The organism is Janthinobacterium sp. FW305-128 (assembly GCF_020858135.1).
Classification (GTDB): Bacteria; Pseudomonadota; Gammaproteobacteria; order Burkholderiales; family Burkholderiaceae_D; genus Janthinobacterium.
In genome coordinates this window covers 20330-42953 of record NZ_JACYMK010000009.1, presented here as the reverse complement: position 1 = coordinate 42953, position 22624 = coordinate 20330, and the positions used below count along the sequence as shown (strand labels likewise).

General features: G+C 65.3%; 22 protein-coding genes. 14 read left to right on the top strand and 8 right to left on the bottom strand.

Annotation, left to right across the window (positions count from 1 at the left end; translation table 11 throughout):
• Positions 1-26 precede the first annotated feature (26 nt).
• Entirely contained in the window at positions 27-401 is a 375-nt protein-coding gene (locus IGS60_RS18880; protein WP_096234439.1) for a hypothetical protein, read from the top strand.
• A gap of 273 nt (positions 402-674) precedes the next feature.
• On the top strand, positions 675-1628 hold the full coding sequence (locus IGS60_RS18875; protein WP_230505833.1) for a hypothetical protein: 954 nt from the start codon (positions 675-677) through the stop codon (positions 1626-1628).
• Between the two features lie 83 nt (positions 1629-1711).
• Here IGS60_RS18875 and IGS60_RS18870 read toward each other — a convergent pair whose 3' ends face one another.
• Together IGS60_RS18870 and IGS60_RS18865 are read right to left on the bottom strand one after the other, a co-directional pair.
• Positions 1712-4156 carry a hypothetical protein gene (locus IGS60_RS18870; protein WP_230505832.1) on the bottom strand — a complete coding sequence of 815 codons (2445 nt, stop codon included), beginning with the start codon at positions 4154-4156 and terminating at the stop codon, positions 1712-1714.
• Between the two features lie 124 nt (positions 4157-4280).
• On the bottom strand, positions 4281-5294 hold the full coding sequence (locus IGS60_RS18865; RefSeq protein WP_096238352.1) for a serine/threonine protein kinase: 1014 nt from the start codon (positions 5292-5294) through the stop codon (positions 4281-4283).
• A gap of 103 nt (positions 5295-5397) precedes the next feature.
• Here IGS60_RS18865 and IGS60_RS18860 point away from each other — a divergent pair, with 103 nt between their 5' ends.
• The 7 genes from IGS60_RS18860 to IGS60_RS18830 all read left to right on the top strand — a co-directional run bounded on the left by IGS60_RS18860 (position 5398) and on the right by IGS60_RS18830 (position 12568).
• Positions 5398-6096 carry a UPF0149 family protein gene (locus tag IGS60_RS18860; protein WP_230505831.1) on the top strand — a complete coding sequence of 233 codons (699 nt, stop codon included), beginning with the start codon at positions 5398-5400 and terminating at the stop codon, positions 6094-6096.
• A gap of 435 nt (positions 6097-6531) precedes the next feature.
• On the top strand, positions 6532-6942 hold the full coding sequence (locus tag IGS60_RS18855; protein WP_230505830.1) for a hypothetical protein: 411 nt from the start codon (positions 6532-6534) through the stop codon (positions 6940-6942).
• Between the two features lie 77 nt (positions 6943-7019).
• Positions 7020-7937, top strand: a complete 918-nt coding sequence (locus IGS60_RS18850) for a LysR family transcriptional regulator (protein ID WP_070290648.1) — start codon at positions 7020-7022, stop codon at positions 7935-7937.
• A 116-nt stretch (positions 7938-8053) separates the two neighbouring features.
• On the top strand, positions 8054-9604 hold the full coding sequence (locus IGS60_RS18845) for an MFS transporter (protein WP_230505829.1): 1551 nt from the start codon (positions 8054-8056) through the stop codon (positions 9602-9604).
• Positions 9605-9630: 26 nt separating this feature from the next.
• On the top strand, positions 9631-10701 hold the full coding sequence (locus IGS60_RS18840) for an HlyD family secretion protein (protein ID WP_230505828.1): 1071 nt from the start codon (positions 9631-9633) through the stop codon (positions 10699-10701).
• A complete protein-coding gene (locus IGS60_RS18835; protein ID WP_230505827.1) occupies positions 10698-12137 on the top strand; it encodes an efflux transporter outer membrane subunit in 1440 nt (479 codons plus the stop codon). The genes IGS60_RS18840 and IGS60_RS18835 overlap by 4 nt, the downstream gene beginning before the upstream one ends.
• The gene (locus IGS60_RS18830) at positions 12134-12568 is read left to right on the top strand and encodes a hypothetical protein (RefSeq protein ID WP_230505826.1); all 435 of its coding nucleotides are present in this window, start codon (positions 12134-12136) and stop codon (positions 12566-12568) included. The genes IGS60_RS18835 and IGS60_RS18830 overlap by 4 nt, the downstream gene beginning before the upstream one ends.
• A 21-nt stretch (positions 12569-12589) precedes the next feature.
• On the opposite strand, the gene IGS60_RS18825 is transcribed toward IGS60_RS18830, so the two are convergent.
• The 5 genes from IGS60_RS18825 to IGS60_RS18805 form a co-directional block, all read right to left on the bottom strand.
• Entirely contained in the window at positions 12590-13378 is a 789-nt protein-coding gene (locus IGS60_RS18825) for an ATP-binding cassette domain-containing protein (protein ID WP_230505825.1), read from the bottom strand.
• An 8-nt stretch (positions 13379-13386) separates the two neighbouring features.
• Entirely contained in the window at positions 13387-14439 is a 1053-nt protein-coding gene (locus IGS60_RS18820; RefSeq protein WP_230505824.1) for an iron ABC transporter permease, read from the bottom strand.
• Positions 14436-15362, bottom strand: coding sequence for a hemin ABC transporter substrate-binding protein (locus IGS60_RS18815; protein ID WP_230505823.1), 927 nt, complete (start codon positions 15360-15362; stop codon positions 14436-14438). The genes IGS60_RS18820 and IGS60_RS18815 overlap by 4 nt, the downstream gene beginning before the upstream one ends.
• Entirely contained in the window at positions 15350-16444 is a 1095-nt protein-coding gene (locus tag IGS60_RS18810) for a ChuX/HutX family heme-like substrate-binding protein (RefSeq protein WP_230505822.1), read from the bottom strand. The genes IGS60_RS18815 and IGS60_RS18810 overlap by 13 nt, the downstream gene beginning before the upstream one ends.
• A 194-nt stretch (positions 16445-16638) precedes the next feature.
• Complete coding sequence (locus IGS60_RS18805) at positions 16639-17538, bottom strand: DMT family transporter (protein ID WP_230505821.1); 900 nt, start codon at positions 17536-17538, stop codon at positions 16639-16641.
• A gap of 302 nt (positions 17539-17840) precedes the next feature.
• Between IGS60_RS18805 and gcvA the strand changes: the two genes are divergently transcribed.
• Positions 17841-18785, top strand: a complete 945-nt coding sequence (gcvA, locus tag IGS60_RS18800; RefSeq protein WP_070220093.1) for a transcriptional regulator GcvA — start codon at positions 17841-17843, stop codon at positions 18783-18785.
• Entirely contained in the window at positions 18782-19144 is a 363-nt protein-coding gene (locus IGS60_RS18795) for a hypothetical protein (protein ID WP_070220091.1), read from the top strand. Before gcvA ends, IGS60_RS18795 begins: the two co-directional genes overlap by 4 nt.
• Before the next feature lie 143 nt (positions 19145-19287).
• Here IGS60_RS18795 and orn read toward each other — a convergent pair whose 3' ends face one another.
• The gene (gene orn, locus IGS60_RS18790) at positions 19288-19884 is read right to left on the bottom strand and encodes an oligoribonuclease (RefSeq protein ID WP_170846480.1); all 597 of its coding nucleotides are present in this window, start codon (positions 19882-19884) and stop codon (positions 19288-19290) included.
• Positions 19885-19940: 56 nt separating this feature from the next.
• Here orn and IGS60_RS18785 point away from each other — a divergent pair, with 56 nt between their 5' ends.
• Genes IGS60_RS18785 through rsgA form a run of 3 tightly spaced genes read left to right on the top strand, consistent with a single transcriptional unit; the run spans position 19941 to position 22485 of the window.
• Positions 19941-21221 carry a M48 family metallopeptidase gene (locus IGS60_RS18785; RefSeq protein ID WP_230505820.1) on the top strand — a complete coding sequence of 427 codons (1281 nt, stop codon included), beginning with the start codon at positions 19941-19943 and terminating at the stop codon, positions 21219-21221.
• A complete protein-coding gene (locus tag IGS60_RS18780) occupies positions 21218-21583 on the top strand; it encodes a 4a-hydroxytetrahydrobiopterin dehydratase (RefSeq protein WP_230505819.1) in 366 nt (121 codons plus the stop codon). Before IGS60_RS18785 ends, IGS60_RS18780 begins: the two co-directional genes overlap by 4 nt.
• Positions 21580-22485 carry a ribosome small subunit-dependent GTPase A gene (rsgA, locus tag IGS60_RS18775; RefSeq protein WP_034785059.1) on the top strand — a complete coding sequence of 302 codons (906 nt, stop codon included), beginning with the start codon at positions 21580-21582 and terminating at the stop codon, positions 22483-22485. The genes IGS60_RS18780 and rsgA overlap by 4 nt, the downstream gene beginning before the upstream one ends.
• Positions 22486-22624 lie beyond the last annotated feature (139 nt).

Below are 22624 nucleotides of genomic sequence, written 5' to 3'. Positions count from 1 at the left end.
TCCAACTAAACAATTCACCCCTTAACATGACCCCTACGACCAAAAAAGTCACCTTCGCCTTCGTCATCTTCCTCGTAGCCGGCTTCCTGCTGCTGGCCGCCTACACGTGGATGGCCCTCAGCTTCTCGTACTCGGAAGGCGAACGGGCGGGTTACCTGCAAAAGTTTTCCAAGCGGGGCTGGATTTGCAAGACCTGGGAGGGTGAATTGCTGCTGACGGCGCTGCCGGGCACCATCCCGGAAAAATTCCAGTTCAGCGTGCGCGACGAGGAAGTGGCGAAGCAACTGTCGGCCGCCGCCGGCAAGCGCATCCTCGTCACCTACAGCCAGCACAAGGGCGTGCCCACGCAATGCTTCGGCGAGACGGAATATTTTGCCGATAAAGTCGTCCTGAGTCAGTAATACAGACAGCAATACCACCGCAAGTCCAGCAACTTCAGCAGCATCGCGCCGGCCAGCCATACTCGCGCCGGCGCCCCCTTCCTCCGCTCCCGCCGCCGGCCCGCTCCAGCAAGCAATGCATGGCGCGCCTCACACATTCTCACTTTCTTATACACTCGCAATTAGTTCTGACTGGAACTGTTCATTGCTGTAGTAAAAACACACAATGCTTGCGCTAGCGCAACACGTTCAGCCAGCCCACCATTAGCGTGTATCACCACTATCGGAAATACCATGCGCATATGCCCCGCCGCCCTGGCCTTGCTGGCCGCCTCGCTCGCCCTGTCCGCCCAGGCACAGGATATCTCCGGCATGGCCGGCGCCCTGAAAGTCAACACGACCAACGAGCGTACCTTTGTCGCGGCCATCAGCTACACCCAGCCGGTGGGCGACTACAATGCCGTCAGCCTGTCGTACATCAATGAAGGCCACCCGCAAGACCATCACCGCGACGGCATGGCGGGCCAGGTCTGGCTGCGCACGAAAAAAGTGGAGCAGGGCCTGATGCTGGGCGCCGGCGCGGGCCGCTACTTTTTCTTCGACACGGCCAAGACCGACGACGGCCTGCACAACTTCGACAATGACCACGGCTGGGGCTCCATCGTCAGCCTGCAGGCGCGCTGGCAGTTCGACAACCGCTGGTATGCGCAAGCGCAGCTCAACCGCATCCGGCCCAGCGGCAAGGACAACACCACGCACCTGCTGATCGGCGCCGGCTACCGCTATGACGGCGTGCCGGGTGCCAAGCTGCACTTGCAGAACTGGGCGCACGACGACACCTTGACCTTATCGACCGGCCACACCATCGTCAACAGCTTGCGCTCGGAGTCCTCGCGCCCGTTCACCTTGGAATACCGGCGCGCGGCAGGAAAATACGTGGACTGGACGGTCACCGCCCTCGACGAAGGCAACACCGACCTGGCGCACCGCCGCGGCATCGCCGCCCAGCTGTGGCTGATCCGCTCACTGAATGAAAAGGTGGAATTCGGCATGGGCGGCGGACCCTACGTGGCGTGGGACGGCGGAGACACACAGGGCCACAGCACGCGCCTGACGGGCTTGCTGTCGGCCGTGGCCCGCTACCACGTCGACCGCCGCTGGGTGACGCACGTGGCGTGGAACCGGGTCATCACCGATTATCACCGCGATGCGGATGTCATTTTGGTGGGGGTAGGACGCAAGTTCTGATGGGAATACAGATGCAACCCAAACCTGGGACTGGGGTCGGACCCTGAGGGTCCGACCCCGGCTGTTATCGGGTTTTCAGGCTCTCAGCGTGAGCGCCAGACTGCACCGGCCGACTCGTTAGGCTGCGTCAGCCGCTCGATCACTTCGCGCGTCAGACTGGCCGAACTCACCTGTTCGGCTTTCGCGCGGGCGGCGGTCAATGAACTGGAAAACGCGCTTTGCGGCTGCTCCAGGCTGGCGCGCAGGGCCGCCAGTTCGCGCTCCTGCTGCTGCGCGCGGGCCGTATCGCGTTCCAACAACTGCTGTTTGGCAGCCGCCATCGCGCGCGTCGTCTCGGCCGCCTTGCGCTGCAGGGCGGCATGGGCCTGGGCGCTGGCCAGCAAGGCTTGCTGCGCGTCGAGTTTCTCGCTGGCCGCCTGCTGCGCCGCCAGTTCCAGCTGCTCGCGCTGGCGCACGGCTTCCAGCGCCTGCTGTTCCATGGCGGCGCGCGCTTCGGCTGCCGCCGTCGCCTGTTTTTCCGCTTCCAGGCGGCCGGCGATCGCTTGCGAGGCACGCTCTTCGGCGCTGCTGGTCTGGCGCTGCTGCACCAGTTTTTGCGCGATCAGCGCCAGCGACTCGCGTTCGGCCGCGACGAAATCGCGCTCGGACGCCAGCAGCGCTTCGGCAGCTTGCGCCTTGTCTTCCTCCACGCGGGCGCGCTCGCTATGCACTTGTCCCAGTTCCACGGCCAGGCGCGCCTGCGCCTGCACGGCTTGCGCTGCCGCCGCTTTCTGTTCGCCCTCGACCAGCGCCTGGTCCATCAGGATGCGGATGGCGTCCGCTTCCTTTTGCGCCGCCTCCCGCAAGACCTGTTCGGCCGCCTGCTGGCCGCGCAGCAGTTCCGCTTGCGCCGCTTCGACGGCCGTGCGTTCCTGCGCCGCTTGGCACGCCAGCGCTTCCGCTTCCAGTTTTTCTTTCAAGGCGGCGAGGGCGGCCTGTTCGGCGGCCAGGCGTTCCTGCTCGGCCTGCAGCAGCTGCTCTGCCTGGCGGGCTTTTTCCTGCGCCAGTTGCGCTGCCTGTTCCTGCGCAGCCAGTGTCGCCTTGCCGGCATCGACCTCGGCCTGCTCGGCGTCGTTCTGGCTGGCGGCCAGTTCCGCCGCCTGGCGCGCCAGTTCGGCGCGTTCCTGCGCCAGACTGGCGGCGCGCTGCTGCTCTTCCAGTTCGCGGGCCGCTGCCGCAGCGGCAGCCTGCTCGGCCGCTTCGCGGGCCTTGGTTTCTTCGAGGGCCGCCGTTTCCGCTTCCAGCTTGGCGTGGCCGGCGATTTCCGCATCCTGTTCGGCGGTCACGCGGGCCAGGGCCACGGCGCGCAGCTGGCGGTCCACCTCGATGCGCGCCTCGGTGGCGGCCAGGATGCGCACGTCGGCATCGCGGCGCGCCTGCGCGCTGGCCACGGCGACCATTTCCAGGCGCTCGCGGTGGATGGCCGCGTCGCGCAATTCCTTTTCCGTCTGCAGGCGCAAACGCAGCGACTGCGCCGCATGGCGTTCCGATTCGGCCTGCGCCAGCGCGATGGCTTCGCGTTCCTGCTCCAGGTGCGCCAGCGCGCGCGCTTCTTCCAGGGCGCGCACTTCGGCGGCGGCGCGGTTGAAGGCCGATTCCAGCGCGATCTGGTCGGCGCGCTCGCGCTGCACCGTCAGATCCAGCGCTTCGCTTTCCGCTTCGGCCAGCATCTGCGCCGTCTGGCGCGCGCCGTGCGCATGGCGCTCGCGTTCGCGGGCCAGCACGGCGACACGGGCGTCGGCCGAGGCGATGCCCACCATTTCCTCCTTGGCCGCGTGCACGGCGGCCACGCGCTCGACGGCCTGCAAGCGCGCCTGCTCCGTCTGCACCTGCAATTCTTCGGCGGCGCGGGCAGCCTGCTCGGCCAGTTCCGACTGCACGGCCACCTGCTCGCTGGCGCGCAAGCGGCTTTCCTGCTCGGCGCGGGCGCGCTGTTCGGCGGCCAGACGGATGGCATTATCCGATTCCACGCGGGCGCGCAGTTCGGCCGTCTCCTGCTTGACGGCTTCCAGGCGGGCCACGCTGGCCTGCGCGGCGGCGCGCATGGTGTCGAGACGTTCGCGGTTGGCGGCGATCGCTTCCTCGGCTGCCTGCGCATTTTGCTGCGCGGCGGCGGCGGCGGCCGCGTCGATGGCGGCGCGGTCCTCGGCCAGTGAGCGCACGCGCGCCTCGGCCAGGGCCCGGCTTTCGGCGGCGCAGGTGGCCTTCGCTTCCGCTTCCACGCGGGCAATCGCCTCGTGGATGGCCTTCAGTTCCATTTTCTGGCGTTCGGCGGCGGGCGCCTTGGTATCGGTTTCCGCTGCCGGCTCGGCTTGCGGCTCGGGCATAGGAGTGGCAGGAGCGGCTGGAACCGGCGCTGGCGCTTCCGCCTTGCGCTCCAGGTCCTTGAAATCATGCAGCGAAACGATGCTGTCCTGGTCGAACTCGTCGTCGGCGGAATACGCGACGGTGAGGGAGGCGGCCTGGCGCTGATTTTGCTGTGCTTGCATGATTTCTCGCTTATTCGGGTGAATTCCGTTGCTTATGGGAATTTATTACCACCATTATCGAACAGGCATGCACAAATCAGCGCGGCAAGAAGAGCCGCTTTTACCTTTCTTTTCGCTATTTAACTCAAATGGGCCACAAAGGCGCCTCGTCCATCAGCGCCACCTGCTCCCTGAGTTCAAGGATGCGGTCCTGCCAGTAGCGCTGCGTGTTGAACCACGGGAAGGCGACGGGGAAGGCGGGATCGTCCCAGCGGCGCGCCAGCCAGGCCGAATAATGGATCAGGCGCAGGGTGCGCAGCGCTTCGACCAGGTACAGCTGGCGCGGGTCGAAATCGCAGAAATCTTCGTAGCCGGCCAGGATGTCGCTCATCTGGCGCACCTGGTCGCCGCGTTCGCCCGACAGCATCATCCACAGGTCCTGGATGGCCGGACCCATGCGGCTATCGTCGAAATCGACGAAATGGGGGCCGGCGTCCGTCCACAGCACGTTGCCGCCATGGCAGTCGCCATGCGTGCGCAGCACGGCCACGTCGCCCGCGCGGTCATAGCAGCGCTTGACGCCATCGAGCGCCTGCTGCGCCACGCTGGAATACGCGGCCAGCAGCTCGGGCGGCAGGAAGTTACCCTCCAGCAAGAACTCGCGCGGTTCGACGCCAAACGTCTGGTGATCGAGCGCCGGGCGTTCCTTGTACGTGGACAGCGCGCCGACGGCGTGGATGCGGCCGATGAAGCGCCCTATCCATTCCAGGGTCGCCGGGTCGTCCAGCTCGGGCGCGCGGCCGCCGTGGCGGGGGAAGACGGCAAAGCGGAAGCCCTGGTACTGGTGCAGGGTGCTGCCGTTGATCTCCAGCGCGGGAACGACTTGAATTTCGCGCTCGACCAGCTCGGACACGAACGCGTGTTCTTCCAGGATGGCCGCATCGCTCCAGCGCGCTGGGCGGTAAAACTTGGCCACCAGGGGCGCGCTGTCTTCGATGCCCACCTGGTAGACGCGGTTTTCATAGCTGTTCAGCGCCAGCAGGCGGCCATCGCCGCGCAAGCCCACGCTGTCGAGGGCGTCGAGCACGCAATCGGGGCTCAGGGCGGAAAAGGGATGGACGGGCCGGTCGTCCTCGTGCGGCTGGTTTTCATTGTGCATGAGCGACATTGTAAGGCGCGTGCGGGCCGCCGGTGCAAACACTTCGGTGATGAAGCGCTGCAAGGCGTATACTGGCGCCTTACATTTCATCAAAGAGCAAGCCATGTCACTCGAACAGCCATTATCAGAAAAAGAATTTGACGAATTAGACCAATTCCTGTTGTCGGACCGGTGCTCCGAAGACGCCATGACCATGGATATGCTGCACGGCTATCTGACGGCCGTCGCCATCGGTCCGGAACCGATCATGCCGGCCGAGTGGTTGCCGCGCGTGTGGGGCGAAGATGCCGAGGATGCGCCGAAATTCAAGAACAGCAAGGAAGAAGAGCGCATCGTCAACCTGATTATGCGCTTCATGAACGAAGTGCTGGTGACGTTTGAAGTGGCACCCAAGGAATTCGAAGCCCTGTTCGTCGAACATGACTACGAAGGCCAGACCCTGATCGACGCCGAAGCGTGGTGCTGGGGCTTCTGGGACGGCATGGAACTGCGTCCCGGTTCGTGGAACGAAATCTGGGATTCCGAAGTGGCCGCGCTGATGCAGCCGATCTACCTGCTGGGCGCCGACGAAATCAAGGAAGAAGAGCTGAAACTGGTGGAAGACCCGGTCAAGGCGCACAAGCTGGCGCAGGAACTGGAAGCGAACCTGCCGGCCATCCACCGTTTCTGGGTCCCGCGCCGCAAGGCACCGGTGCAAACCATGAAGCGCGAAGAGCCGAAAGTGGGCCGCAACGACGACTGCCCTTGCGGCAGCGGCAAGAAGTACAAGAAATGCTGCGGCGCCGAGCCGGCAGCCGAGTAATACCTTCGCTTTACCCTGCGCCGGGCACTATCCCGGCGTAGTTCTCTTCCTCGCAGCCCTCTCCATTCGCTCGCCGCCGCTGTTGTTACTGGCACGCGATTGCACCGGCCTTTTCACTTGTCTATAATCAAGAATCATTCGGCATTCATTTGTGCTGCAGGACAGCGCATGCCAGACCGCTCCATGTCTTGGCCCGCCCTCTTCACATCATGTAAATTCCAGCCTGTTTTGCTATTACTACGGGGGACTCAGTAGAAAATGAGTACTACAAAACGGATAGAAAACAAGTGCATGGATTGCGAATATACGTGGTTCCCCAGAGGGAAAGACCTATCAATAAAGTGTCCCAACTGCGGGAACCGCAATATTGGCTTCTCAAGTATAGGTCGCTCCGGCATGGGCGACTCCATACGCAGGCTCCTCTACAAGAGCCTGATGATTCTCGGCGTCGTTATCATCGGCTTTGTAGCGTTCGGTCCACGAACGGAAAAGGAAGCCCCTTCGGCAAAGAGCCTGACTACAGAAACAGAGCCTGCCGCAAGCTTCACCGAGACATCCCCGCCGTCCGCCGCTCCCCGTTCAAAGAATTTCATCGAGACGAACGAGGAAATAGCGCCACCACAGGCAATCTCGGCTCAACCACTTCCCATGGCAGAAAATGAACGCGTTGTAACAGAGGATGAGCTAAAGCTAAACAAAAGAGTATTAGCCGAAAGTTTGCTGGCATTGCAGGCTTGTGACGACAGTATCGATGATGACAGCAAAAGCCATTGTATCGCCCTGCAATGCGCCAAGGCGGAGCTGGCACCGACACCGGCATGCATGAATAGGCAGGCAAAAGAGTAATTTTCCTGGCGTCTGTCCGCCCTTAAGATCGGCGTTGCCACCGCAGAAAGCTCCTTGCTTGACGCTATAATCGCCGCATGAAACTCCCCGACCTGAATCTGCTCGTCGCCCTCGACATCCTGCTCGAGGAAGGCAGCGCCGTGGCCGCCGCGCGGCGCATGAATCTGAGCGCGCCGGCCATGAGCCGCACCCTGGCGCGCATCCGCGACGCCATCGGCGACCCCGTCTTCGTGCGCTCCGGGCGCGGCCTGGCGCCCACCCCGCGCGCGCTGGAATTGCGCGAGCAGGTGCGCGGCGTGGTGGAGCAGGCGCACGCCGTCTTCACGTCCGGCCGTGAAATCGACCTGCGCACCCTGGAACGCACCTTCAGCCTGTGCGCCAACGACGTGTTCGTCGGCGCCTACGGCGGCAAGCTGCGCGACCTGCTGGCCAGCCATGCGCCGAACACGGTGCTGCGCTTCGTGCCCGAAGGCGATGGCGCCACGGAAAACGACGCCCTGCACGCGGGCCGCATCGACCTGTACATCAGCGCGCGACGCGCCTTTGCGCCCGACATCAAGCTGCAGCAGCTGTTTAGCAGCGGCTTTGTCGGCATCGCCCGCAGCGACCATCCGATCTTCGACGGCCCCATGAACCTGGACAGCTTTACCGAGTACGAACATATCAGCGTGTCGCGGCGCGGCCTGGCGCGCGGCCCCTTCGACACGGCCCTGGCCGAGCGGGGCTACATGCGCCGCGTTTCGCTGATCACGCCCAATTTTCAGTCCGCCATCTTCGCCGTGGCCGATTCGCGCCTGCTGCTGCCGCTGATGCCCACGCCCCTGCTGCCCATCGTCGAGCGGCTGGGATTGAAGCTGCGCACCTTCGCGCTGCCCATTCCCGTTGACAACGTCGACGTATTCCAGGCCTGGCATCCGCGCCTCGACCACGACCACGCACACCGCTGGCTGCGCGCGACGATCAAGTCGCTGTGCGGCAGCGCGCCGGGCGCGTAGGCGCTGAACCCAATATCATTGCGCCAGACGCAATCGAGACTTCATCAATTATCAATTTTCACAAGATTAACGGCTACCTATACTGCGTGGACTGATTCTCATCCACGGAGTTCCCTGTGTCCGCTGTATTGCTTCCTGGCGCCATCCCGACGATGGCGCCGCCTCCCCCTTCACCGCCGGCGCCACCCGTCTTTGGTCCGCGCCTGGCCACCGGCCTGGCCGGCGTGCTGCTGGCCGTGCTGGTATCGGGCCTGAATGAAAACATCACCAAGGTCGCGCTGGCCGACATCCGCGGCGCCATGGGCATCGCGCGCGACGACGCCAGCTGGCTCGTGGCCCTGTATGCGGCCGCCTCGGTGTCGGCCATGGCGTTCGCGCCGTGGTGCTCCGTCACCTTCTCGCTGCGCCGCCTGACGGCCGCCGCCATCGTCGTCTGCATGGCCGCCGGCGTGCTTTGCCCGTTCGCGCCGAACCTGTCCGTGCTGATGTTCCTGCGCGTGGTGCAGGGCGCGGCCGGCGGCGCCTTGCCGCCCATGCTGATGACGGTGGCGCTGCGCTTCCTGCCGCCGAACATCAAGCTGTATGGCCTGGGCGGCTACGCGCTGAGCGCCACCTTCGGTCCCAGCCTGGGCACGCCGCTGGCCGCCTTCTGGACCGAGTACCTGGGCTGGCAATGGGCGTTCTGGCAAGTCATCCCGGGCAGTATCGTCGCCCTCTTGATGGTGTCGTGGGGCTTGCCGCAAGACCCGCTGCGCCTCGAGCGTTTCCGTCAATTCGACTGGCGCGGCCTGCTGCTGGGTCTGCCCGCTATCAGCATGCTGGTGGTGGGCTTGCTGCAGGGCGAGCGCCTGGCCTGGTTCGCCTCGCCGCTGATCTGCGTGCTGCTGGGTGGCGGTCTATTGCTGCTGGTGCTGTTCTTTGTCAATGAATGGTCGCATCCGCTGCCGTTCTTCAAGCTGCAGCTGCTGTCGCGGCGTAACCTCAGCCACGCCCTGCTGACCCTGGGCGGCGTGCTGTTCTTGCTGCTGGCCGTGATCCTGATCCCTTCGTCCTACCTGGCGCAGGTGCACGCCTACCGCCCGCTGCAAACGGCGCCCGTGATGCTGATGGTGGCGCTGCCGCAGCTGGTCGCCCTGCCGCTGGTGGCCGCCCTGTGCAATATCCGCGCCGTCGACTGCCGCTGGGTGCTGGCCATCGGCCTGACCCTGCTGGCCCTGTCCTGCGTGCTGGGCGCGCGCATGTCGCCGGACTGGATACGCACGCACTTCTACCTGCTGCAGGCGGTGCAGATCTTCGCGCAACCGATGGCCGTGATTCCCTTGCTGCTGCTGGCCACCACGGGCCTGGCGCCGCAGGATGGCCCTTTCGCCTCGGCCTGGTTCAACACCATCAAGGGCATGTCGGCCGTCGTCGCCACCGGCGTGCTCGACGCGCTGATCACGCGCCGCAACCATTTTCATTCGACGGTGCTCAGCGAACGCCTGGGCAACCTGCCCGGCGACCTGGACACGGCAGGCCTGGGTCTTGGCCTGAGTGCGCGCATGCATGCGCAAGTCGTCACCCTGACCTCGTCCGACCTGTACCTCATTGTCGCCGCCATCGCGCTGGCCATGATTGTGATCATTCCCATTCTGCCGACGCGCGTCTATCCGCCGCGCGCAGCCTGACTTTTATTTCAAGAAAGAGCATCCCCATGCAAACAACCATACTGCGCTCACGCGCCTTCCTCCTCGGCCTGGCCCTGCTGGCCTGCGCCCTGGCCTTTTGCGCCTGGCAACTGCTGTTCGCCCGCGGCGACGAACAAGGCACCGACGACGCCTTCGTCAGCGCCGACTACACCGTGCTCTCGCCCAAGGTGGGCGGCATCGTGCGGGAAGTGCTGGTGGAAGACAACCAGACTGTCAAGGCGGGTCAGCTGCTGGCGCGCATCGACGACCGCGACTATCAGGCCGCCGCCGCCTCGGCCCGCGCCGAGGTCGCCGGCGCCGAGGCGCAGCTGGCCAATGCCCGCGCCACCTTGCAGCGCCAGCAATCGGTGATCGAGCAAGCCACGACCCTGGTCGACGCCAACCAGGCGGAAGACAAGCTGGCGCAGCAGGAACTGGCCCGCTCAACGCACCTGGCAGGCCAGGGCGCGGGCAGCGTGCAGAACGCGCAGCAGGCGCAATCGCGCTTCGACGTGAGCCGCGCGCGCCTGGCGCAAAACCGCGCCGCCCTCGTCGCCACCCGCAAGCAGACGGACATTTTGCAGGCGCAGCAAGGCGCGGCCGAAGCGGCCCTGCTGCGCGCCCGCGCCAGCCTGCAGCGGGCCGAACTTGATTTGTCGCATACGCAGCTGCGCGCCCCCATCGACGGCATCGTGGGACGCCGCGCCGTGCGCGTGGGCGCCCTGGTGGCGCCCGGCGCCAGCCTGATGGCCGTGGTGCCCCTGAACCGCAGCTTCGTCATCGCCAACCTGCAGGAAACCCAGCTCACGCACGTGCGCCAGGGACAGCCCGCCAGCATCGCCGTCGACGCCTATCCGGGCATGCTCCTGCGCGGCACGGTGCACAGCATCGCGCCCGCCACGGGCGTGACCTTTGCCGCCATCGCGCCGGAAAACGCCACCGGCAACTTCACCAAGGTGGTGCAGCGCATCCCCGTCAGGATCGCGCTCGATCCCGGCCAGGATGACGGCAGCCGTCTGCGCGTGGGCATGTCGGCCGAAGTGCGCATCGATACGGCCCCCCGCCGTCAACTGCTGCAACAGGTGAGCGCGCGATGAAAGCACTGATCATTTTCACGGCCCTGGGCCTGGCCGGCTGCGCCAGCGTGGGCAGCGACTTCCAGCCTCCGCACCACGAGCTGGGGCAGCAATGGCGCCAGGCGCAGGATGCCCGTTTCGCCGCCCAGCAGGACGCCGCCATCGAGCAACGCTGGTGGGACGGCTTCGGCGATGCCACCCTGTCTTCCCTGCTGCAGCGCGCCGCCGGCGCCAACCTCGACGTGCTGGCGGCTGGCAGCCGGCTGGAACAAAGCCGCGCCGCGCGCGGCGTGGCGGGTGCCGCGCAAGGCCCCTCGCTGGGCGCAAATGGCAGCTACGGCCGCGCGCGCAACAGCGAGCAGGGTTTGAGCGACCCGTCGCGCAACAACGGCCAGTCAGCCTACAACCTGTGGCAAGGCAACCTCGACGCCGCCTGGGAGCTGGACCTGTGGGGCCGCGTGCGCCGTGAAGTGGAAGCGGCTGACGCGCACGTCGACGTGGCGCTGGAAACGCAGCGCGGCGTGCTGCTGGCCGTACTGGCCGAGACGGCGCGCGACTACATCGAGCTGCGCGGCGCGCAGCAGACGCTGGCCATCACGCAACAGCTGCTCGATATCGCCCGCCATACCCTGGACCTGACCCGCATCCGCATGCGCGAAGGCGTGGCGACGCAACTCGACGAAGCCGAGGCGGCGGCCCACGTGGCCACCATCGAAGCACGCCTGCCGCCGCTGCAGCAGCGCGAAGCGCGCCTGGGCAACGCCCTCGCCCTCTTGCTGGCGCTGCCGCCGCAAGCCTTGCAGGCGGAACTGGCGGCGGGCAAGGACATTCCGGCCATGGCCATGCAGGTGCAACTGGGCGTGCCGAGCGGCCTGGCCGAGCGCCGTCCCGACATCCGCCGTGCCGAAGCGCAGCTGCACGCGGCCACGGCCGCCATCGGCGTAGCGCAAGGCGATTTTTATCCGCGCATCACGCTGTCGGGCAGCATCGGCCTGCAAGCGATGCAGCCGTCCGACATCGGCTGGGACGCCAAACGCTTTGCCTTCGGCCCCGGTTTCAGCGTGCCCCTGTTCGATGGCGGCCGCCTGCGCGGCAAACTGCAATTGCGCGAGGCGCAGCAGCAGGAAGCGGCCATCGCCTACCGCCAAACGGTGCTGGCCGCCTGGCACGAAGTGGAAGACGCGCTCTCTGGCTACCAGGCCAACGCCCGCCGCCAGGCCAGCCTCGATGAAGCCGTCAGGCAGGGACGGCGGGCGCTGGGCAGCGCGGAACTGCGGTACCGCCAGGGCGGCACGGACTTGATCAACGTGCTGCACGTGCAAAACACCTTATTGAACAACGAAGCGGCGCTGGTCGACAGCCGCGCCACCGCCTCGCTGTCGCTGGTCCAGGTCTACAAGGCGCTGGGCGGCGGCTGGCAAGCATTTTCAACCACCTCGCAAGGAAGCGCTCCATGAAACCGAATCCCGCCCATTTCTCCATCCACGACGTCAGCGACTTTCCCATCGTGCGCTTTCGCCCTGAAACGGCCGTCAACGGCTATGCCCCGCTGTGGGAAAACGACATGGACGCCCTGCTGCGCCATGGCGAGCCGTTCGTCCTGCTGTTTGAAGCGGAACGCAGCGACGAAGCACACATCGACCGCAAGCGGCGCGGCCTGTGGCTCAAGCATAACAAGGTGACGCTGGCCGCCCTTTGCCGCGGCCTCGTATCGGTCGAGGCGGACGCGGAGCAGCGTGCGCGCCTGCAGGCGCTGGCGGCCGGCGCCATGAAAGCGTTCGGCATCGTGCAGGAAGTGGCGGCCACGCGCGAACAGGCCGATGCCCTGATGGTCTGGCTGCTGGGCAGCGGCCAGATGGCGCGGCCGCGCGCGGCGGACGTGTGGTGAACGAGTAAATAAATGTGCCGGTCAGGCGGCCCTGCGTATGGCGCTTCTGGCGGGGATGACGCACACGTCGCCCTCGCTGCTGGTCGCCGTCGTCAGGGCGATGCCGTACAGCGCGGCCAGGGCGGGCACGGCGCCGGCATCGCTGGCGATATCGCCCATCAGCTGGCCCGAACGCACCAGCAGCAGCCGCTCGAAGCCCAGCAAGGCGTGATTGATGTCGTGCAGGATGGCGACGACGGCGTGGCCGCGCGCGGCGCAAAACTGCCGCAGGCTGTCGAGCAAATCGAATTGCAGGCCGGGATCGAGCGCCGCCAGCGGTTCGTCGACGAGTATCAAGCCATCCTGCACATCCCACATCTGCGCGAAGATGCGCGCCAGCTGCACCCTGGCCTGCTCGCCGCCGGACAGGGTGTCCAGGCGCCGCCCCAGCAGATGCGCGGCGTGCGCCAGGGCGGCCGCGTCCTGCACGATCCGTCCCAGCTGCGGGTCGGCCAGGCGCGCCACCCGCCCCAGGCCGATCACCAGTTCGCACGGCAAGCCGAAAGCCACGGTCGAACCTTGCGGCAGGACGGCGCGGCGCAGCGCCAGTTCCGCCAGCGGCCACTGCGCCAGCGGCCGGCCGGCGAACGCCACCTGGCCCGACTGCGGATGCAGTTCACGCGCCATCAGTTTCAACAGGGTCGACTTGCCCGCGCCGCTGGGGCCGAGGATGGCGATGCGCTCGCCGGGCGCCACCTGCACATTGAATGGACCGAAATACTGCTGGCCCAGTTGCGTGGTGGCGAACGTCAATTCCAGTATCGGCGTCATGTTCACCTCTAGGCGGTGCCGTGGCGGAAGCGCCGCAACAGCATCAGGAAAAATGGCCCGCCCAGCAAGGCCGTGAAAATGCCGACGGGGACTTCCGCGGGAATGGCGACCGTGCGCGCCAGGGTGTCGGCCGACAGCAGCAGCAAGCCGCCCATCAGCATCGCCAGCGGCAGCACCTTGCGCTGGTCGGCGCCCAGCCAGGTGCGCACCAGGTGCGGCGCGATCAGGCCAATGAAGCCGATGCCGCCGCACCAGGCGACGGCAAACCCCGTCAGCACGGCCACCAGCACGATCACCTGCGTGCGCAAGCGGCCCACGTCGACGCCCACGTGCAGCGCCTGCGCCTCGCCCAGCGCCAGCGCGTTCAGGGAGCGCATCAGGAAGCGCGTGGCCCACAGCGCGCCCGCCAGCACCAGCAGCAAAGCGGCCACCTGGCGCCAGCTGCCGGCCGACAGCGAACCTAACGTCCAGAAAGTCAGGGTACGCAATTGATCGTCGCTGGCCAGGTAGATGCACAGGCCCATGACGGCCACCGTGATGGCGTTCAGCGCCACGCCCGTCAGCAGCAGGCCGACGATGGAACCGGGCGTGGCCCAGCGGGCGATCCGGTCGAGCAGCACGCAAATGAGCATGGCGCCCGTAAACGCGGCGGCCGGCAGCAGCCACACGCGCAGCTCGGGCGCCACGTGCAGGCTGGCCGTGAAAACGATGGTGGCCGCGCCCGCGCAGGCGGCGCCGCTGCTCACGCCCAGCAGGCCCGGATCGGCCAGCGGATTGCGGAACAGCCCTTGCGTCAGGCCGCCGGCCAGCGCCAGCGCGGCGCCGATCAGGGCAGCGAACAGCGCGCGCGGCAAACGGATATGCCACAGCACGTACGCGCCGCCGGACAGCGCCGCGTCGCCCGCTTGAAACGGCGCCAGCCAGTCGGCCAGGGTCACGGGCACGGCGCCCGCCTGCACGGCGACGAGCAAGCCGCCAGCCAGTGCGGCGGCCAGCAGCCCGCCCGCGCCCCAGCAAGGCCAGCGCCAGGGCGCGGCGGAGACCAGGGAGGCCACGTTCATGCGGCCATGGCTTTGGCGAAAGCGGCGTCGAGTTCCGCCAGCGCCTGCGGCATGCGCGGGCCAAAGCCCAGCAGCAGCATGGCTTCCTGCGAGACGATGCGGTGCTTGCGCCCGGCCGGCGTCTGCGCCAGGCCTGGCAGTTTCAAGATGCCGTCCACGCCGCCCGAAGCCTTCAAGCCCTGGTCGGTGACGAGCACGATGTCGGGCCGCGCGGCGATCACGGCTTCCGGCGTCAGCGGCTTGTAGCCGGCGAATCCACCCTGCCCGCCCATCACGTTGACGGCGCCCGCATACGCGAGCATGGCGTCGGCGCCCGTCTCGCGCCCGCCCACCATCACCTGGTTCGGCGCATGGGCGAGGATGAACAGCACGCGTACGGGCGCATGCTGGCGCTGCTGCACCTTGGCCAGGGCGCCGCTCCACTGCTGCTGCAGGCTTTGCGCCAGGCGCGCGGCGGGGTCGGCACGTCCCGTGATCCTGCCCACCTGCTTTACCCGTTCGAGCAAGCCTTCGAATTGGTTGTTCGCGCTGAGCACCGCCACCGGCACGCCCGCGTCGCGCACCTGGCGCAGCACCGCTTGCGGCCCCGCTTCCTCGGTGGCGATCAGCTGCGTGGGCGCCAGCGACAGCACGCCCTCGGCCGACAGGGTGCGCGCATAGCCCACCTGCGGCAGCTGCTGCGCCACGGCCGGATACAGCGAGGTCGTATCGACGCCCACCAGTTCGCCCTGCGCCTCGAGCGCGTAGACGATTTCCGTCAGCGCGCCGCCCACGCTGACGATGCGCCGCGCTTTAACCACAGGCTTGGCCGCGTCGGTCACTGCCGCCAGCACCTGCATCGGCGCGGCCAGCGCCAATGCTCCCGCCCCCATTTTTTTCAGCGCGATGCGGCGCGCCACGCTGGCGGCGATCATGCGGCGCATAGTTCGCCCTCCCGCGCCACCCTGTCGACGATATGGCGCCATTCGCACAATTCATGCACGCCCGGCTTGCGTTCGCCGAAGAACATGACGATGGTGTCGCCCTTCGCGTCGAACAGTTCCACGGACGTCACCAGACCGTCGACGGTCGGCTTTTTCACCACCCAGGCGCTGGCGATATGGTCTTCGCGCAAATGCAGGTTGAAGCGCTGGTCGAGCACATTGATCCACGGCCCCATCACGGCGATTTTGTGCACGGGACCCGAGTGGATCTGGATCATGCCCGCATTGCCGACGAAGGCCATGATGGACACCTTTTCCAGCGCGGCATCGTTGAGCAGGTCGAGCACGCAGGATTTGTCGATCTGCTGCACGAAGCGCGCTTCGGCCAGGCGCAGGCCCTGCAGGCGCGAGACCGCATATTTTTTCAGCAAGGTGAAAAATTCATGCGTGTCGCGCAAGTCGGCCCAGGCGGCGCGAAAACCGGCCACGTCGATCTGCGTATCGGGCAATTCCGCCGGCGGCGGCGCCGGCACCGTCACGGCGATGCCTGCCGCCTGGTCCGCATCGGCAAACTGCGTCACCAGCGCGTCGTAGGCGGCCAGGTCGCTTTGCGGCTTGAGGAAAATCTTGTGCACGGCGTGGCCGGCCGCATCGAAAAATTGCAGGCTGCGCTGCACCTCGTGCTCGCCCATCTCGCGAACGGCAAAGCCATGCGCCCACTGGCGGTAAAACACGCGCAGGTCGATGTCGCCACCGAGCACCAGGCCCACGTGGTTGGTGTGGCTGGCCTTGCGGTAGACGCCCGTCTTTTCATGCACGCACGAGGCGTTGCGCGTCAGCGCCATGACTTCGCCCAGCGGCTCCAGCGCGGCGACGATGGCGGGCCAGTCGGCCTGCAGGCGCTCGGCGCCCAGCAAGGCGCCATCTGCCAGCGACAGGCCCGCATGCGCGGCGATCAGCTCGCCTTCGGCTATGCCCAGTTCCTCGGCGATGTCGCGGTGGCGGGCCTTCTTTTCGCGGCGCAGGCGGGCAAATTCACTGGTGACCAGCTCGATATTGCAAATGGGGAACGTGCTCGACACGGTGTCTCCTTTCAAGGCGAACACTGGCTGGCATGGGCTGGCTGGTGGTGGGGAAATTGACGTTAATTATAAATGAGAATCATTCGCAATCAAGTCTTATTTGTGTGCGCATAAAAAAAGCGCCACGACAGGAAACCCGTCGCGGCGCCAAAGGAGACCGATCGAGGCAACCGATCAGTTCGGGAAAAACAGGATCAGGCGCTGGCCTGCACGGCCGGCATGGCCGCCGCCTTGGGCGCGGGCCGCTGCGCCAGCAAGACCACGGCGGCCAGCACCATGGCGCCGCCCAGCAATTGCGTGCCGCTGACGGATTCCTTCAGCAAGGTCACGCCGAACGCCATTGTGATGACGGGTTCAAACGTGGAAATGATCGACGCCTTCGCCGCGCCGATCTGCGCCACGCCGGCAAAGAAGGCGGCGATCGCGATGGCCGTCGAGAACAGGGCAATGGCGCTGACGGCCAGCCAGCCCGTCGCCGTGCCTGGCAAGGACACACCTTGCCACAAGGCAATCGCGCTGTTCGACAGGCCCGCCGTGCCCAGAATCACGACGCAAGCGGCCAATGGGTGAATATTCTCGCGGCTTTTCGACAGGCTGTTGCCAAACAGGATGTACACGGCGTACACGCCGGCCGCCATCAGGGCCAGGGCGATGCCGATGGGCTGGCCCTGCAGCTTGCCGCCCAGGGTGATGGCCATGCCGGCAATGGCCAGCGCCATCAGCACCAGCATGCGCCGGTCCAGCTTTTCCCAGCCCAGGGCCAGCGCGAGGATGGTGACCAGAACGGGATACACGTACAGCAGCATGCCGCACAGGCCGCTGCTGGCATACATGAGGGCATTGAAATAGCCTTGCGACTGGGCCGTGTACATCAGGCCCATCAGCATGTAGCCGGCCAGCAGGCGGCCGCGCGGCAAGCGCCAGCCACCCAGCCACACGAGCGGCAGCAACAGCATGGCGGCGATGACGAAACGCAAGGCCAGCATGGTCGACGGGTTGACCCCGGACGCATAGGCCGCCTTGGCAAACACTGCGGAACTGCCGAAACCGGCGGCCGACAGCAACACCAGCGCAACGGCGCGGCGATCAGACATGACTAAACCTCTTTGAGTACGCCAGGGTAAACCTGCTGCGCGTCGCGCTTTGCGGCCGGCGATGCTCACCGTACTGAAGTACGGTTGCGCTTCTCAGCCACAAATCACTGCCGCTCGCGACGGTTTTCCCAGGCGTTGTAAATATTAATGCCAAGCAGGCTGGAAGATGATGCATGCGTGAATCCTGTTGCGGGTCACTTCACGCAATGACGGCATCATATTCGCTTGCGCAAAATGAAACAAACCAATATTCTTCACGGATAGGCCGAATATTACTGAGGCTCAATTCTATTAAGAATGCCATGTCACGTCCCCTGCCCCCACTCGCCGCCCTGCACGCCTTCGAGGCGGCCGCCCGCCATGAAGGCTTCCAGCGCGCGGGCGAAGAATTGCACGTCTCGGCCGGCGCCATCGGCCACCACGTGAAACAGCTGGAAGCGTGGCTCGGCATCGTGCTGTTCCAGCGCCTGCCGCGCGGCGTGGTGCTCACCAGCGCGGGCCAGCGCTATGCGGCCTCGCTGGGACCGATCCTCAACCAGCTGGCAGACGTGTCCGAGCAGGCGCGGCGCCAGGGCGACGACAAGGTGGTGACGGTGACGGCCACCAGCTCGCTCGTCTCGCGCTGGCTGATGCCACGCCTGGGCCGGCTGCGCGACCGCTACCCGCAGATCGAACTGCGCGTGCTGGCGTCCATGCACCCGGTCGACCTGGCGCGCGATGGCGTGGACGTGGCCATCCGTCTGGGACCAGGCCGCTATCCGGGCCTCAAAGTGGATTTATTGATGGAAGAATGGTTTTCCGCCGTCTGCAGCCCCGGTTTCCGCGCCAACGCGGCCAGCCTGCGCCAGCCGGCCGACCTGCTGCGCTATCCGCTGCTGCACGACGAGCCGGAAGTGCACCTGCCCGGCGAAATCGACTGGACGCGCTGGCTGCACAGCTGCGGCGTGCATTACAGCGGCAATAGCGGCAACAGCGGCGCGCGCTTTTCACACACGTATTTATGCCTGGACGCAGCCGCCAGCGGCCAGGGCGTGGCCATTGCCGCCAGTCCTTTGATCGGCGACGACCTGCGCTCGGGCCGCCTGGTGCGCGTGTTCGAACACGCGGTGCGCGGCCCCCACTGCTATTATCTGCTGCGTTCGCCCCAGGCGGAAACGCGGCCCCTCGTGCACGCGTTTTGCGAATGGCTGATCGCCGAAGCGCGCGCCGACCAGGAAACCGTCTGGCCTACCGTGGAGACAGCATGACGACACACGAACTGGCGCGCAGCGCCGACTATATTGTCCAGCACGAATACGAACAGGCCAGGGTAACGGCCGCCGATGGGCGTCACGCCAGCCTGGGCGAATTCTATGGCGACCCGGCCGTGGCCTTGATCGATGACCATGAGCAATGGTGCGCCGTGGCGGGCGAAGGATTGGTGATTTGCCGGCTGGAACAGGGGTTCGGCCAGTGTGCGGAATACTACCGCCAGCCTGGCGAAGTGCGCTGGATTACGGACTTGCGGCAAACGGGAGCGTTTGCGCTGGAGTGGCGGGGTGAGGATGGGGTTTGGCACAGCCTTGCCTTTGAGGCGGCTGTGTCGGGTTACGCGCCAAGGCGCTAACCCGACCTACGCCAGAGGTTGCAATGCCCCGTAGGTCGGCTTAGCGCACAGCGCGTAAGCCGACAACACCCGGAAAGCAACCGGAGAAACCGATCAGAGCAGGTAGGTCGGCTTAGCGCGCAGCGCCTAAGCCGACAACCCCATTACAATTTAATGAAATGCTCGCGGTAGTACTTCAATTCTTCGATCGACTCGAGGATATCGGCCAGCGCCGTGTGCTTCTGGTGTTTCTTGAAACCGGTGGCGATTTCCGGCTTCCAGCGCTTGCACAGCTCTTTCAATGTCGATACGTCAACATTGCGATAGTGGAAGAATGCTTCCAGCTTCGGCATGCCGCGCACCATGAAGCGGCGGTCCTGGCCGATGGTGTTGCCGCACATGGGCGACTTGCCAGCAGGCACGTATTTCTTCAGGAACGCGATCAGTTCCGCTTCCGCCTGCGCTTCCGTCACGGTCGACGCCTTGACCTTGTCGATCAGGCCCGAACGGCCGTGCGTGCCCTTGTTCCAGGCGTCCATCTTGTTCAGGGTTTCATCCGACTGGTGAATCACGAACACGGGGCCTTCGGCCAGCAGGTTCAAGTGCATGTCCGTCACCACCACCGCCACCTCGATGATGCGGTCGGTATCAGGCTCCAGGCCCGTCATTTCCATGTCGACCCAGACCAGGTTCATCTCGTTGGGACGTGCTGGCACGGCGGGTGCGGGGGTGGATGCGGTTAAGTCGGTCGCTTGTGACATAATTCTCTCTTGGCCTAATCAAACTAAATAATCAGCCATTTTCTCACAGGCACAGAATGTATTCACTCGCGTTTTCGATTTTGTTTGTATCCATCCTCGTTTTGACCCTGGCCGTGCGCTTCTGGCTCGCTTCGCGGCAGATCCGCCACGTGCTGGCGCACCGCGCGGCAGTCCCGCCCGAATTCGCGGAAAAAATCCCCTTGGCGGCGCACCAGAAGGCGGCCGACTATACGGTGGCCAAGACCAAGTTCGGCCTGCTGACCTTGCTGGTCAACTATGCCGTGCTGATCGGTTTTACCCTGCTGGGCGGCTTGCAATGGCTGGCGCTGCACCTGAATGAATGGATGGGAGCGGGTTCGCCCATGCTGTACCAGATCGGCCTGATCGCCGCCTTTGCCGTCATTTCCGGCCTGATCGACCTGCCCTTCGATTACTACCGCCAGTTTGTGCTGGAACAACGTTTTGGCTTCAATACCATGGCGCGCAAGCTGTTCTTCACGGACATGCTCAAGGGCGTGGGCCTGGGCGCTGCCATCGGCCTGCCGCTGATCTGGGTCGTGCTGACCCTGATGGCCAAGTCGGGCGGCCTGTGGTGGCTGTACGCGTGGTTCGTCTGGAGCGGCTTCCAGCTGCTGATGATGGTGCTGTTTCCCACCGTCATCGCGCCCCTGTTCAACAAATTCACGCCGCTGGCCGACGAAGCGCTGAAAAACCGCATCGAAGGCTTGATGCAGCGCGTCGGTTTCGCTTCGAAAGGCTTGTTCGTCATGGACGGCTCGAAGCGCAGCGCCCACGGCAATGCGTATTTCTCGGGCTTTGGCGCCAACAAGCGCATCGTCTTCTTCGACACCCTGCTGTCGCGCCTGGCGCCGCAGGAGATGGAAGCCGTGCTGGCGCATGAACTGGGCCACTTCAAGCTCAAGCACATCGTCAAGCGCATCGCCATGATGTTCGTCATCTCGCTGGGCTTTCTGGCGCTGCTGGGCTATTTGAAGACGCAGCCGTGGTTCTATGCGGGCCTGGGCGTCGATCCCGTGGCGCTGGCGCTCACCGGCCAGCCGACGGATGCGCTGGCCCTGCTGCTGTTCCTGCTGGTGTTGCCGGTATTCACTTTCCTGCTGGGACCGTTGACCTCGCTCAGCTCGCGCAAGCACGAATTCGAAGCCGACGCCTTTGCCGCCACGCACACGCAGGCGGACGACCTGGTCTCGGCCCTCGTGAAAATGTATGAAGACAATGCGTCGACCCTGACGCCTGACCCGCTGCACTCGGCCTTTTACGATAGCCACCCGCCGGCCAGCGTGCGCATCCGCCACCTGAAAGGGGCTACGACATGAATACGCCATCCACACTGCAAGAGCTGGCCCAACTGTCCTGCGCGCCGCGCCAGCACGCGCTGGGCGACACCGGCGTCGCCACCCTGCACGCGCTGCTGCCGCAATGGACAGTACAAAATGGCAAGCTGTGCCGCGACTTCGGCTTCAAGAATTACTACCAGACCCTGGCGTTCGTGAACGCCCTGGCCTATATGACCCATACGCAAGACCACCATCCGGAGCTCATCATTACTTACAAAACCTGCGCCGTGCGCTACGACACGCACTCGGTCAACCAGGGCGCCGGCGGCCTGTCCGAAAACGACTTCATCTGCGCCGCCAAGGCCGACCTCATCTTCCAGAGCAGCCAGGTGACCCCATGAGCGAAGGCAAGTTGACCGGCGTCATCATCGCCGCCCACGGCCGCCACTACTTGGCCGACGTGGACGGCGCCAAGCTGCAATGCGTGACGCGCGGCAAGAAAACCAATGTGGCCGTGGGCGACATCGTGCACCTGACGCGCACCTCGAACGACCAGGCCGTCATCGACCGCATCGAGGAACGCAAGACCCTGCTGTACCGCTCGGACCAGTACAAATCCAAGCTGCTGGCGGCCAACCTGACGCAGCTGTTCATCGTCGTGGCGACGGAGCCGGGTTTTGCCGACGACCTGATCTCGCGCTCGCTGGTGGCGGCCGACGCGGCCGGCATCGAGGCGCGCATCATCCTGAACAAAACGGACGTGACCGCTTCGCTGGAACGGGCCCGCGAGCGCCTGCTGCCGTATTCCTCGATGGGCTATCCCGTCGATGAAGTGTCGGCGCGCGCCGAGCCCGAGCACGCCGTGGCCACCCTGGCGCCGCTGCTGGCGGGCCAGTCGTCGATCCTGATCGGCCAGTCGGGCATGGGCAAGTCATCCTTGATCAACCTGCTGGTGCCGGACGCCGACATCGCCGTGCGCGAAATCTCGGCCGCGCTCGACACGGGCAAACACACGACGACCTTTACGCGGCTGTACAAGCTCGATGAACTGGGCGCCAACAGTTCCATCATCGACTCGCCCGGCTTCCAGGAATTCGGTCTGTATCACCTGTCCGAAGGCATGCTCGAGCGGGCTTTCCGCGAATTCCAGCCCTACCTGGGCGGCTGCAAGTTCTATAACTGCCGCCACCTGATCGAGCCGCAGTGCGCCATCCTGCAAGCCTTGTCGGAAGGCAAGATCGCCAAGATGCGCCATACCCTGTATGGCCAGCTGCTGCACGAATCGGCGCAGACACTGTATTAAGAAAATGCCGCAGCACGAATAAAGCCACAACAAAACCTCGGCCGGCAAAATTTAATTTTGCGGCCGAGCTTGCTTTTCGACTTTAATCCCAAAACCGTTCATCCGCCGTTTTAGGCATTTCAGCGCGTCAAACCTGCCG

Bases quoted from the DNA above. Each gene is read 5' to 3' on its own strand.
- IGS60_RS18880 (WP_096234439.1), top strand. From the start codon at position 27: ATGACCCCTACGACCAAAAAAGTCACCTTCGCCTTCGTCATCTTCCTC.
- IGS60_RS18875 (WP_230505833.1), top strand. From the start codon at position 675: ATGCGCATATGCCCCGCCGCCCTGGCCTTGCTGGCCGCCTCGCTCGCC.
- IGS60_RS18870 (WP_230505832.1), bottom strand. From the start codon at position 4,156: ATGCAAGCACAGCAAAATCAGCGCCAGGCCGCCTCCCTCACCGTCGCG.
- IGS60_RS18865 (WP_096238352.1), bottom strand. From the start codon at position 5,294: ATGCACAATGAAAACCAGCCGCACGAGGACGACCGGCCCGTCCATCCC.
- IGS60_RS18860 (WP_230505831.1), top strand. From the start codon at position 5,398: ATGTCACTCGAACAGCCATTATCAGAAAAAGAATTTGACGAATTAGAC.
- IGS60_RS18855 (WP_230505830.1), top strand. From the start codon at position 6,532: ATGATTCTCGGCGTCGTTATCATCGGCTTTGTAGCGTTCGGTCCACGA.
- IGS60_RS18850 (WP_070290648.1), top strand. From the start codon at position 7,020: ATGAAACTCCCCGACCTGAATCTGCTCGTCGCCCTCGACATCCTGCTC.
- IGS60_RS18840 (WP_230505828.1), top strand. From the start codon at position 9,631: ATGCAAACAACCATACTGCGCTCACGCGCCTTCCTCCTCGGCCTGGCC.
- IGS60_RS18835 (WP_230505827.1), top strand. From the start codon at position 10,698: ATGAAAGCACTGATCATTTTCACGGCCCTGGGCCTGGCCGGCTGCGCC.
- IGS60_RS18830 (WP_230505826.1), top strand. From the start codon at position 12,134: ATGAAACCGAATCCCGCCCATTTCTCCATCCACGACGTCAGCGACTTT.
- IGS60_RS18825 (WP_230505825.1), bottom strand. From the start codon at position 13,378: ATGACGCCGATACTGGAATTGACGTTCGCCACCACGCAACTGGGCCAG.
- IGS60_RS18820 (WP_230505824.1), bottom strand. From the start codon at position 14,439: ATGAACGTGGCCTCCCTGGTCTCCGCCGCGCCCTGGCGCTGGCCTTGC.
- IGS60_RS18815 (WP_230505823.1), bottom strand. From the start codon at position 15,362: ATGCGCCGCATGATCGCCGCCAGCGTGGCGCGCCGCATCGCGCTGAAA.
- IGS60_RS18805 (WP_230505821.1), bottom strand. From the start codon at position 17,538: ATGTCTGATCGCCGCGCCGTTGCGCTGGTGTTGCTGTCGGCCGCCGGT.
- gcvA (WP_070220093.1), top strand. From the start codon at position 17,841: ATGTCACGTCCCCTGCCCCCACTCGCCGCCCTGCACGCCTTCGAGGCG.
- IGS60_RS18795 (WP_070220091.1), top strand. From the start codon at position 18,782: ATGACGACACACGAACTGGCGCGCAGCGCCGACTATATTGTCCAGCAC.
- orn (WP_170846480.1), bottom strand. From the start codon at position 19,884: ATGTCACAAGCGACCGACTTAACCGCATCCACCCCCGCACCCGCCGTG.
- IGS60_RS18785 (WP_230505820.1), top strand. From the start codon at position 19,941: ATGTATTCACTCGCGTTTTCGATTTTGTTTGTATCCATCCTCGTTTTG.
- IGS60_RS18780 (WP_230505819.1), top strand. From the start codon at position 21,218: ATGAATACGCCATCCACACTGCAAGAGCTGGCCCAACTGTCCTGCGCG.
- rsgA (WP_034785059.1), top strand. From the start codon at position 21,580: ATGAGCGAAGGCAAGTTGACCGGCGTCATCATCGCCGCCCACGGCCGC.